Consider the following 11727-nt stretch of genomic DNA (forward strand, 5'->3'; position numbering starts at 1 on the left):
CTTCTGTTCAACACGGGTGGATGCAGTTCCGGATCAGTATTCTACCGGCACCGGCGTCAGGCTACGCCACAAGTACCAGGTCGCTACCGTACACCAGGGTGCCCAATTGGCAGCCACTTCGCGCGCATCGCTGCGCGAAACTGGTTCTCCAGAGAAATAATTAACGCTAATGCCTTTAAGCAACCCCAGGTCATCCAAAGGCAAAATATTCGGTCGCAGCAGATTAAATATCAAAAACATCTCCGCTGTCCAGCGTCCGATACCACGAATTTGCACCAGTTCGGCGATCACCGCCTCATCTTCCATGGCCGTCCACTGGTCGGCATGCACCTTTTTTTCCTTGAAATGGCGCGCCAGATCGAGGATATATTCGGCTTTACGCTTGGACAGGCCACAGCCAGCCAGCCCGTCTCCAGCCTTCAAAATCTGTGCCGGCGTCACTTTAGGACACATGTCGGTAAAGCGTGTCCAGATGGTATCGGCCGCTTTGACGGATATTTGCTGCCCAACAACAGAACGGGCCAGGGTCGTAAAGGGATCCCCGCGGCCGACCAGGCGCAAGTCGCCGAATTGCGGAATCAGCCGGCGCATGATGCGGTCGCGCTTCATCAGTTCGGCCTTGGCATCTTCCCAATAATCCGGAATGAAGACGCGCACCTCGCTGGCAGTCGTTTTGGCCATGCCGCTTATGCCCTGCGCCATTCGGTAACGCCGCCCGGTTTGTCTTCGAGAACGATGCCTTCGGCCAGCAATTCGGCGCGCAGGCGGTCAGCTTCGGCAAAATTTTTCGCCTTCTTGGCGGCCGCACGGGCATCGATGCGTGCCAGGATTGCCGCTTCGGCACCCGTATCGCCACCAGGGGCGCCATGCAGGAATTGCTGCGGCGCGCGCTCCAGCAAGCCGATCACATTGGCCAGCGCCTTCAGCTGCCGCGCCAGCGGCGCCGATTTCGTCTTGTTGACTTCATTGGCCAGCTCGAACAATACGGAAATCGCCAGCGGCGTATTGAAATCGTCGTCAAGCGCCTCGGCAAAGCGCACTGCATGCGCTTCCGCGCGGTCCAGCGCTCCGTCGTCCGGCGCCACTTCCTTCAATGCCGTGTACAGGCGCGTGAGCGATCCGCGGGCATCATCCAGGTGGGCGTCGGAATAATTCAATGGGCTGCGGTAGTGGGCGCGCAGGATGAAAAAGCGCACCACCTCGGCATCGTATTTTTTCAGGACATCGCGAATGGTGAAGAAATTGCCGAGCGACTTGGACATTTTTTCATTGTCCACGCGCACGAAGCCATTGTGCATCCAGTAATTGACGAATTGCCCGCCATGCGCGCCTTCGGACTGGGCAATTTCATTTTCATGGTGCGGGAATTGCAGGTCGGCGCCGCCGCCGTGGATATCGAAGCGCTCGCCCAGCAATTCGCACGACATGGCTGAACACTCGATGTGCCAGCCGGGACGGCCGCTGCCCCAGGGCGAAGACCATTTGACTTCTTCCGGCTCGGCTTCCTTGGCGGCTTTCCACAGCACGAAGTCCAGCGGGTCGCGCTTGCCGGTATTGACATCCACGCGCTCGCCGGCGCGCAGGTCGTCGAGCGACTTGCCGGACAACTTGCCATAACCGCCGAAATCGCGCACCGAATAATTGACATCACCATCGGCGGCTTTGTACGCCAGGCCGTTTTGCTCCAGCTTGCCGATCAGCCCCAGCATCTGCGGCACGTAATCGGTGGCGCGCGGCTCATGGTCGGGCTTTTGCACGCCCAAGGCTGCCGCATCCTCGTCCATGGCGGCGATGAAGCGCCCGGTCAACTGCGAAATCGTTTCATTGTTTTCGACGGCGCGCTTGATGATCTTGTCGTCGATATCGGTGATATTGCGCACGTAAGTGACGTCATAGCCGGAGGCGCGCAACCAGCGTTGCACCATGTCGAATACCACCATCACCCGGGCATGGCCAAGGTGGCAATAGTCGTAGACAGTCATGCCGCATACGTACATGCGCACCCGGCCAGGCTCGATCGGGGCAAAAGCCTGCTTGTCACGCGCTAGCGTGTTGTAAATCTTTAATGCAGTCATTGGGGGCAAATTATGAGGCCGGACAATCGCGCAGCCACTAGAATAAAGCGTATTTTGTTAAAATGTTTGGTTTCCCGGCAGTATAACATTGATGAAAAAAGGATAGACCCATGCTCGCATCCCGTCGCCGCCTGCTGAAATTTGCCTCTGGCATCCTGCTGGCTTCTTCCGCCCTGATTGCACAAGCAGCGGACAAGGCCGAGTCCGTCAAGGCCGAACAAGTCCAAAACCCGCGCGTAGCGCTGAAAACCAGCATGGGCGAAATCGTGCTGGAATTGAATGCCGACAAGGCCCCTAAATCCGTGGCCAATTTCCTGGAATATGTCAAAAGCGGGCATTACTCGGGCACCATTTTCCACCGCGTCATGGAAAACTTCATGATCCAGGGTGGCGGCTTCGACAAGGACATGGCCCAAAAGCCGACGCGCCCCCCCATCGAGAACGAGGCAAAAAATGGCCTGAAGAACGATACTTACACTGTCGCCATGGCACGTACCTCGTCGCCGCATTCGGCGTCCGCGCAGTTCTTCATCAACGTCAAGAATAACGATTTTCTCAACGCTCCCGGCCAGGATGGCTGGGGCTATGCTGTCTTTGGCAAAGTCGTCAAGGGCACGGAAGTCGTCGACAAGATCCGTGCCGTCCCGACCGGCAACAAGGGCATGCACCAGAATGTGCCGACGACGCCCGTGGTGATCGAATCGGCCAGTATCGTCAAGTAAGACCGCAATAAATTTTTCAGATAATCACTCAACAAGGACCATCATGGCTGTCATCCTCACCACCAATCACGGCAAGATCACCATCGAACTCGACGCGGAAAAAGCCCCGAAGACTGTCGAAAACTTCCTGTCCTATGTGCGCGAAGGCCACTATGACGGCACCATCTTCCATCGCGTCATCGATGGTTTCATGATCCAGGGCGGCGGCTTCGAGCCGGGCATGAAACAGAAACCGACCAAGGAACCGATCGAAAACGAAGCCAAGAACGGCCTGAAGAACGAGGCCTATACCCTGGCCATGGCCCGTACCCAGGCGCCGCATTCGGCATCCGCGCAATTCTTCATCAACGTCAAGAACAACAGCTTCCTTGACTATCCGGGCCAGGATGGCTGGGGCTACTGTGTCTTTGGCAAGGTCACCGACGGCACCGACGTGGTCGACAAGATCAAGGCCGTCAAGACCAGCCGTGGCGGCATGCACGCCGACGTGCCAGTCGAAAATGTCGTGATCGAAAAAGCCGAGATCGTCTAAGCGCATGAAGCCACGGACATCTTGCCCATGACAGCTTCGCACCAGGCAAGCAAGGCGCAACCGGAAACGGTTGCGCTTTTTGTTTCCGACGTCCATTTGCACGAATCGCTGCCCAGGACCACGGCGGCCTTCCTCGACTTCCTGCAGCACCGCGCCCGCCATGCCCGCCAGCTTTACCTGCTGGGCGACCTGTTCGAATACTGGGCCGGCGACGATGATCTTGATGCGCCGTATAACCGGCAAATTGCGGATGCGCTGCAAGCCGTCAGCGCAGCAGGCGCGCAGGTGTTCTGGATCGCCGGCAACCGCGATTTCCTGGTTGGCGAAGCCTTTGCCAAAGCCACCGGCGCCACCCTGCTGCCAGACCCGTACGTCACCACCATCGCCGGCCGAAAGTTGACGCTTGCGCATGGCGATGCGCTGTGCACCGACGACACCAGCTACATGGCATTCCGCGCACAGGTGCGCCAGCCGCAATGGCAAAGCGATTTCCTCGCCATGCCGCTGGCAAAGCGCAAGGCCATCATTGCCGGCATGCGCGACCAGAGCCGCGCTGCCCAGCGCGAAAAATCCTATGAAATCATGGATGTTAATGCCGATGCCGTGGCAGGACTGTTCGATGCCACCGGCAGCAGCCTTCTGATACACGGCCATACGCATCGACCCGCATGCCACCGCGCTGCGCAGCCTGCGGGAGAGCGTCTGCGCTATGTATTGCCCGACTGGGATTGCGATTGTGTTGCGCCGCGCGGCGGCTGGATCGCCATCACGGCGGATGGCGTGGTCAGGCGCGTTGGCCTGGATGGCAGGGAGCTTACTCCACCAGCTTGTTGAGCCGCTCCGGATCGAATTTTTCGAGTTCCGGCAAAAGTTCGCAGGCAATGCCAGCCCGCATCAGGGCTTCGACGATTTTCAGCACCTGCAACTCCTGCGTTGCCGCATTGTCGATCAGGCCATGCAAGGCCTTGGACAACGGATCGTCCGCAGCGGTGGTCAGGCCATAGGCGGCGAACATGCGTGCCGCCGTCTCTTCGCGCACCGCATTCGTTTCTTTCTGGATGATACGCGCCGGTATGCCCACCGCGGTCGCCCCGGCCGGCACTTCCTTGACCACCACCGCGTTGGAACCGATCTTGGCGCCCTCGCCTACCGTAAAGCCGCCCAGCACCTTGGCGCCGGCGCTGACGATAACGCCGCGTTCCAGGGTCGGATGACGTTTGGCGCCCTTGGAAAGCGAGGTGCCGCCCAGGGTCACACCCTGGTAAATGGTGCAATCGTCGCCGATCTCGGCGGTTTCGCCGATCACCACGCCAAAACCATGGTCGATGAAGACGCGCCGGCCGATGGTCGCGCCAGGATGGATTTCAACGCCGGTAAAGATGCGCGCCAGGTGCGAGATGAAGCGGCCCGGCCATTTCAGGCCGTGGCGCCAGCACCAGTTGGCCCATCGGTGCATGATCAGCGCGTGCAAGCCCGGATAACAGGTCAGCACTTCCCATGACGTGCGTGCGGCGGGGTCACGTTCGATGATGCTGGCGATGTCTTCACGCAGGCGGCTGAACATAAAAATCAATGATGGTTATACGGAAACGTAATGGTAGCGCAACGCGGAAAATCCGGCAGGCGGGCCGAGCATGCCCGCCGGCGGATCATGCCTTGGCGATGCGCTGGCGGCGCGCCTCGTACAGGCACACGCCGGAGGCTACCGAGACGTTGAGGCTCTCGACCGAGCCGAACATCGGAATGCTGACCAGGACATCGCAATTCTCGCGCGTGAGCCTGCGCATGCCCTCGCCTTCCGAACCCATCACCAGGGCTGCCGGACCAGCGAGCTCTGCCTCGTATAGGGTCTTGTCGGCATCATCGGAAAAGCCGTACAGCCAGACATCACGCTCCTTCAGTTCGCGCATGGTGCGCGCCAGGTTCGTGACGGTAATGTAAGGGACGGTTTCGGCGGCGCCGCTGGCCACCTTGGCTGCCGTCGCATTCAGGCCGACTGCCCGGTCCTTGGGCGCGATGACCGCATGCGCGCCGGCGCCGTCGGCCACCCGCAGGCAGGCGCCGAGGTTGTGCGGATCAGTGATGCCATCGAGGATCAGCAACAGCGGCGGGCCTTCGATCGCATCAAGCAGTTCATCGAGATTGCGCGCCAGTGAGAGCTCGCCGGCCTTGGCCACCACGCCCTGGTGACGGCGGGTGCCGACCATGCTGTCGAGGCGCTGGTCATCGGCATGGATGATGCGCACATTGGCAGCCTTGACGGCCTGGATCAGGTCCTGCATGCGACGGTCGTGACGCGACGCATCGATATAAATTTCCTCGACCGACGTGGCGTCATGGCGCAGTCGGGCGGTCACGGCATGGAAGCCGAAAATCATCTTGCTTTTCATTGTCTAACGCTTTTTTCTGGCGGATTTGCTCGCCGCGCGACTGCCGGGTGCGCGCGACGTCTTCGACGACTTGGCCGGGGCTGACTTTGCCGGCCCGCCGCCCTTGGGGCTGGCGCCCTTGTTGCTCTTGCCTGACTTTGTCCCCTGGGAATTTCTGGCAGGCTTTTCAGTCCTGCCCCCCTCCTCTGCAGGCCGGGAGTTGCTCCTGCCCTTGGCGGCCCTGGGCTGCTGCTCGGCGTCGGCACGCCGGGCTTCGTTCTTGAGCTGGGTATGGATGCCCGGCTCATGCACCAGGCGCAAGTCGATCTTGCGCGCATCCAGGTCGACCCGGCTGACCTGTACCGTGACACGGTCGGTCAACTGGTAACGGATGCCGGTTCGCTCGCCGCGCAATTCATGACGCGTCTCGTCGTACTGGAAGTAATCGGCGCCGAGATCGGTGACATGCACCATGCCTTCGATATACAGCTGGTCGAGCTGCACGAAAATGCCGAATCCTGCCACACCCGAAATGGTGCCGGTGAATTCCTCGCCCAGCTTGTCGCGGATGAAGTAGCACTTGAGCCAGGCTTCGACATCGCGCGACGCCTCGTCGGCGCGGCGCTCGTTGGCCGAACAGTGGATGCCGAGCGCTTCCCAGATCGCCAGGTCGCCCTCGCTTTTCTTTTTCCCGGCAGCCTTGTTCTGCGCCTGCATCTTGCGTGCCGCCGGCGACAGCATGGTGTTCAGCACCGTGGTGTCGATGCCCTTGGGCGAATAACGCTTTCCTTGCAGAATGGCCTTGATGGCGCGATGCGTCAGCAGGTCCGGATAGCGCCGGATCGGGCTGGTGAAGTGCGCATAGGCTTCATAGGACAGGCCGAAGTGGCCGATATTGTCCGGACTGTAGACAGCCTGCTGCATGGAGCGCAGCAACATGGTCTGCAGCAGCACGGCATCCGGGCGCAGCTTGATCTTGGGCAGCAACTCGGCGTAATCGGACGCCATGGGCTCCTCGCCGCCGCCCAGGTGCAGCCCCGCCTGCTTGAGGAAGTTGCGTACCTGCGTCAGCTTTTCCTTGGTCGGGCGCGCATGCACGCGGTACACCCCGGGATGCTCGTGCCGTTCCAGCAGGTCAGCGGCACAAACGTTCGCCGCCAGCATGCATTCCTCGATCAGGCGGTGCGCATCGTTGCGCGTGCGCGGCAGGATTTTTTCGATCTTGCCGTTCGGATCGCAGACGATATAGGTCTCGGTGGTTTCGAAGTCGATCGCGCCGCGCTCGTGGCGCGCGGTCAGCAGGGACTGGAACACTTCGTAGAGGTGCGTCAGGTGCGGCACCAGGGCCGCGCGCTTTGCCGCTTCCGGTCCCTTGGTATTTCCCAGGATGGCGGCAACTTCCGTATAGGTCAGGCGTGCGGCCGAATGGATTACTGCCGGATAGAACTGGTAAGCCTTGATCTCGCCCTTCTTGGTGATGACGGCGTCGCACACCAGGGTCAGGCGGTCCACGTCCGGATTCAGCGAGCACAGGCCGTTGGATAATTTTTCCGGCAACATCGGAATGACGCGGCGCGGGAAATACACCGATGTGCTGCGCTCGATCGCATCGACATCCAGCGAATCGCCGGGCTTGACGTAATGGCTGACGTCGGCAATCGCCACGATCAGGCGGTAGCCGGCAGTGCGGCCGATCTTCACGGGTTCGCAATACACCGCGTCATCAAAGTCGCGCGCATCCTCGCCGTCGATGGTCACCAGCGGCACGTCGCGCAAGTCGACACGTTCGTGCAGGTCGGCATCGACCACCACGCCAGGCAGCTTGGCGGCCTGATTCAGTGCCGACTCGGAAAACTCATGCGGCACGCCATACTTGCGCACGGCGATTTCGATTTCCATGCCGGGGTCATCGATATCGCCCAGCACTTCGGCGATCTTGCCGGACGGCTGGGTAAAGCGCGCAGGTTGCTCAATCAGTTCGACACTGACCACCTGGCCGGCTTTGGCCTTGCCTGGCTTGCCAACCAACAGGATATCCTGACCGATCCGCTTGTCTTCGGGTGCCACGACCCAGGCGCCGTTTTCATTCAGCAGGCGCCCGATCACATGGGTATTGGCGCGCGAGATGACTTCGACAATGCTGCCCTCGGGACGGCCGCGACGGTCGACTCCGACAATGCGTGCCCGTACGCGGTCGCCGTTCAGCACTTTTTGCATTTCCCGCTCGGAGAGGAAAAGATCGTCGCCGCCATCGTCCGGAATCAGGAAACCAAATCCTTCACGGTGGCCGCTGACGCGGCCTTCGATAAAGGTGGTCTGGTTGGCGAGTTGATAGTGCCCCTTGCGGTCCGGCTTGATCTGGCCGTCGCGCTCCATGGCGTTCAGGCGGCGCGTCAGGCCTTCCGTCTCGTCGGGCTTGACGCCGAGCGCGGCGGCAAGGGCCGCTGCGTCCAGCGCCGCTTTGGAGGTACGCAATAGTCCGAGGATTTCCTCTCGGCTAGGAATGGGATAAAGATATTGGCTCAAAAGAGGTATCGGCTATTGGTTTTATTGAATATCTTAGTGTACTGGAGTAGCAATAAGTTTGCCCGAACAATCAAGCGTTTAATCAATCGGATCATATTAAAGTGCAGAAGGGCTTTGACATTTTCCAACTTTCGGCTATAATTTTGCTTCTGTTAGCCCACGTGGCGGAATTGGTAGACGCGCATGGTTCAGGTCCATGTGCCGCAAGGTGTGGGGGTTCGAGTCCCTCCGTGGGCACCAAAATACAAAGGGATCGCTTCGGCGATCCCTTTTTATTTTGACGCCCACGAGCAAAGCGCCTGCGCGCTTTGCGTGAGGGACTCGAAAGATCCGGCTTGCAAGCCGGATCGGGGCCGCGGAACGTGGCCGAGCTCCCGACGTGGGCTTCTGAAAACAAAAAAGCTTCGCCGCGGCGAAGCTTTTTTCATTATGGCTTTCGGATTGTCACTCAGGCCCGACCTCCGCCGAGCCCCGCGACAGCAACCCGTGAATCCCCAGCCGGTCATACTCCTCAAACGGCTGCATGATCCAGGGATTCGTTTCCAGATATTGCACAAAATAATCCGGGCGCATGCAGGAACAGGCCTTGTACCAGATCACCGCCGAACGCGCCTCGACCACCTCTGGAAACGCTTCCTGTAAATGCCGCTGCACCTTGTCCAGCGTGACACCGGAATCAACCAGGTCATCGACCAGCAAGACCCGCCCTTTCAGCGAACCGCTGGACATGGTGACGTGCTTCGCAATGGCCAGCTCCCCCTGCTTGCTGCCGGCATCTTCACGGTAGGAACTCGTGGCCAGGATTGCCAGCGGCACGTTGAAGAGCCGCGACAAGACATCGCCCGGACGCAAGCCGCCGCGGGCCAGGCACAGGATATGATCGAATTGCCAGCCTGACCGATGCACCAGCACCGCAAGTTCTTCGATATTGCGGTGGTACTCGCTCCAGGAAACCCTGAGCTCGTGATGTGCCGCACCGGTCATGCCTGTCCCGCTCCTGAACGAATTACTTGAAAGCGTGGCGCAGGACGATCGTTTCCTCGCGGTCCGGTCCGGTGGAGACCATGTCGATCGGCACGCCGATCAACTCGCCGATGCGGGCAATGTAGGCGCGCGCATTCGCCGGCAAGGCTTCCATGGTCTTGGCGCCCACGGTGGTTTCCTTCCAGCCTGGCATTTCCTCGTACACCGGCACGCAGCGCGCCGCGTCTTCGGCACCCAGCGGGAAGATGTCGACGTCCTTGCCATCGACCTTGTAACCGGTACAGATCTTCAACTGCTCGAGACCGTCCAGCACGTCCAGCTTGGTCAGGCAAATGCCGGTAACGCCATTGATCTGAATCGAGCGGCGCAACAGGGCGGCATCGAACCAGCCGCAGCGACGCGCGCGCCCGGTGACGGTGCCGAACTCGTGGCCGACGCTGGCCAGGTGCTTGCCGACGCCTGCATCAGTTGGCAATTCCGAGGGGAATGGACCGGAACCGACACGGGTCGTGTACGCCTTGGTAATGCCGAGGATGTAATGCAACATGCCTGGACCCACGCCGCTGCCGGCTGCGGCATTGCCTGCCACGCAGTTGCTTGACGTAACGAACGGATAGGTGCCGTGATCCACGTCCAGCAGGCTGCCCTGGGCGCCTTCGAACAGCAGGTTGGCGCCTGCCTTGTACGCGGCGTGCAAGGCGCTGGAGACGTCGGTCACCATCGGCCTGATGCGCGGCATGGTCGCCATCGCATCGTCCAGGGTTTTCTGGTAATCGACTGCCGGCGCCTTCAGGTACTGGGTCAGCACGAAATTGTGATAGTCGAGGTTTTCCTTCAGCTTTTCGGCAAAGCGCTGCTCGTTGAGCAGATCCATCACGCGGATGGCGCGGCGCGCCACCTTGTCTTCGTAGGCCGGGCCGATACCCTTGCCGGTGGTGCCGATCTTGGCGGCGCCGCGGGCGAATTCACGCGCCGCATCCAGCGCAGTGTGATAAGGCAGGATCAGCGGACAGGCTTCCGACACCTTCAGGCGCGAAGCGACTTCGACGCCGCTGGCCTCGAGCTTGTCGATTTCACGCAGCAGGTCGGGCACGGAAAGCACCACGCCATTGCCGATGTAGCAGGCCACGCCGGCGCGCATGATGCCCGAGGGGATCAGCTGCAGCGCAGTTTTCTGGCCGCCGATGACCAGCGTGTGGCCGGCATTGTGGCCGCCCTGGAAGCGCACCACGCCCTGCGCATGGTCGGTCAGCCAGTCGACGACCTTGCCTTTGCCTTCATCGCCCCACTGGGTGCCGATCACAACTACGTTCTTTGCCATACGATTCTCTAAAGTCTGTTAACTCAAATTCTTCAATACCCAATTGCCGCCCTCGCACACCAGCTCGCGGTCGCAATCGAATTCATCTTGTTGCCTGCCCTGCCCGGGGAAACACTGGATCACGACTTCGCCGGCCCGGCGCAGCTGCGCGATCTTGTCACGCAGCGCACTGTCGCGCCCCCACGGCGCCATGATCGCACTGGCGCGCCCGGCTTCCGGCAACAGCCGCGCCAGCTCGCGCAAATCCATCGAAAAACCGGTCGCAGGACGTGCCCGGCCAAAAGCTTCGCCGACATGGTCATAACGGCCGCCGCGCGCCACCGCATTGGGCAAGCCCGGCACATAGGCGGCGAACATCGCGCCGCTTTCATACTGGTAGCCACGCAGGTCGGCGAGATCGACCGACACTGTGGCATCGCCCGCCAGTTCCAGCAGCGCCTGCAATTCGTCGAGCGCCTGCACAATGCCTGGCAGCGCCGGCAATACGGCACGTGCCTCTGCCAGTACCTTGGCATCGCCATAAAGCCCGGGCAATGCCAGCAAGGCTTCACGCGTGGCTGGCGCATATTCCTGAGTCAATTCGCGCAAGCCCGCGCCATCCTTGGCCTTCAGCAAACCAATCAGGGCTTCCTCGTCCATCTGCGCGCGGGCATCGCTCTGCAGGATCGCCCGCACCACGCCAACATGGCATAAATCCAGCCGCACGGTGGAAATGCCGGCCAGGGCCAGGCACGCCAGCACCAGTTCCTGGACTTCGGCATCGGCTTCCAGTCCCGCATGGCCATAAATCTCGGCGCCGATCTGCAACGGTTCGCGCGTTGCATGCAATCCGGAAGGCCGGGTGTGCAGCACGCTGCCGGCATAGCAGAGGCGCGTGACGGAATTGCGGTTCAGCAGGTGGGCATCGATACGCGCAACTTGCGTCGTCATGTCGGCGCGCAGGCCCATGGTACGTCCGGACAACTGGTCTACCAGCTTGAAGGTACGCAGCCCCATGTCGTGACCGGCACCGGTCAGGAGCGACTCCAGGTACTCGAGCATTGGCGGCATGACCAGCTCATAGCCATAGCGCCTGAAAGTATCGAGCATCGCACGACGCAGATCTTCAATCTTGCGCGCTTCTGCGGGCAAGACGTCGGCAATGTTTTCGGGAAGGAGCCAGGTGCGCATGAAAATGAAAATGCTTCAGAAAAAAATA

11 protein-coding genes and 1 tRNA gene are annotated in these 11727 nt (G+C 60.6%); 4 read left to right on the top strand and 8 right to left on the bottom strand.

The annotated features are described in order from the left end of the window. Positions 1 to 33: 33 nt before the first annotated feature. Entirely contained in the window at positions 34 to 681 is a 648-nt protein-coding gene (locus EKL02_RS11970; protein WP_128902262.1) for a DNA-3-methyladenine glycosylase, read from the bottom strand. 5 nt (positions 682 to 686) lie between these two features. Continuing rightward, positions 687 to 2075 (bottom strand): cysteine--tRNA ligase, encoded by a 1389-nt coding sequence (cysS, locus tag EKL02_RS11975; RefSeq protein WP_128902263.1) that lies wholly within the window; start codon positions 2073 to 2075, stop codon positions 687 to 689. A gap of 110 nt (positions 2076 to 2185) precedes the next feature. Between cysS and EKL02_RS11980 the strand changes: the two genes are divergently transcribed. Genes EKL02_RS11980 through EKL02_RS11990 form a run of 3 tightly spaced genes read left to right on the top strand, consistent with a single transcriptional unit; the run spans position 2186 to position 4163 of the window. Further along, positions 2186 to 2797, top strand: a complete 612-nt coding sequence (locus tag EKL02_RS11980) for a peptidylprolyl isomerase (protein WP_128902264.1) — start codon at positions 2186 to 2188, stop codon at positions 2795 to 2797. A gap of 43 nt (positions 2798 to 2840) precedes the next feature. Next, positions 2841 to 3329, top strand: coding sequence for a peptidylprolyl isomerase (locus EKL02_RS11985; protein WP_128902265.1), 489 nt, complete (start codon positions 2841 to 2843; stop codon positions 3327 to 3329). 27 nt (positions 3330 to 3356) lie between these two features. Next, positions 3357 to 4163, top strand: coding sequence for a UDP-2,3-diacylglucosamine diphosphatase (locus tag EKL02_RS11990; RefSeq protein ID WP_128902266.1), 807 nt, complete (start codon positions 3357 to 3359; stop codon positions 4161 to 4163). Here EKL02_RS11990 and cysE read toward each other — a convergent pair. The 3 genes from cysE to rnr all read right to left on the bottom strand — a co-directional run bounded on the left by cysE (position 4144) and on the right by rnr (position 8224). Beyond that, entirely contained in the window at positions 4144 to 4893 is a 750-nt protein-coding gene (gene cysE, locus EKL02_RS11995) for a serine O-acetyltransferase (protein ID WP_128902267.1), read from the bottom strand. The two genes, EKL02_RS11990 and cysE, sit on opposite strands and share 20 nt — an antisense overlap. Positions 4894 to 4978: 85 nt before the next feature. Next, positions 4979 to 5719 carry a 23S rRNA (guanosine(2251)-2'-O)-methyltransferase RlmB gene (rlmB, locus tag EKL02_RS12000; RefSeq protein ID WP_128902268.1) on the bottom strand — a complete coding sequence of 247 codons (741 nt, stop codon included), beginning with the start codon at positions 5717 to 5719 and terminating at the stop codon, positions 4979 to 4981. Between the two features lie 3 nt (positions 5720 to 5722). After that, a complete protein-coding gene (gene rnr, locus EKL02_RS12005) occupies positions 5723 to 8224 on the bottom strand; it encodes a ribonuclease R (protein ID WP_128902269.1) in 2502 nt (833 codons plus the stop codon). 155 nt (positions 8225 to 8379) lie between these two features. On the opposite strand from rnr, the gene EKL02_RS12010 reads away from it, so the two are divergent. Then, positions 8380 to 8464, top strand: a tRNA-Leu gene (locus EKL02_RS12010). Positions 8465 to 8668: 204 nt separating this feature from the next. On the opposite strand, the gene EKL02_RS12015 is transcribed toward EKL02_RS12010, so the two are convergent. From EKL02_RS12015 to EKL02_RS12025, 3 genes are read right to left on the bottom strand one after another with little or no spacing between them, the layout of a single operon-like run. Next, a complete protein-coding gene (locus tag EKL02_RS12015; protein WP_128902270.1) occupies positions 8669 to 9208 on the bottom strand; it encodes a phosphoribosyltransferase in 540 nt (179 codons plus the stop codon). A 22-nt stretch (positions 9209 to 9230) separates the two neighbouring features. Continuing rightward, positions 9231 to 10529, bottom strand: a complete 1299-nt coding sequence (locus EKL02_RS12020; RefSeq protein WP_128902271.1) for an adenylosuccinate synthase — start codon at positions 10527 to 10529, stop codon at positions 9231 to 9233. 18 nt (positions 10530 to 10547) lie between these two features. Continuing rightward, positions 10548 to 11699, bottom strand: coding sequence for an ATP phosphoribosyltransferase regulatory subunit (locus tag EKL02_RS12025; RefSeq protein WP_128902272.1), 1152 nt, complete (start codon positions 11697 to 11699; stop codon positions 10548 to 10550). Positions 11700 to 11727 lie beyond the last annotated feature (28 nt).

It is taken from the genome of Janthinobacterium sp. 17J80-10 (genome assembly GCF_004114795.1).
Lineage (GTDB): Bacteria > Pseudomonadota > Gammaproteobacteria > Burkholderiales > Burkholderiaceae_D > Paucimonas.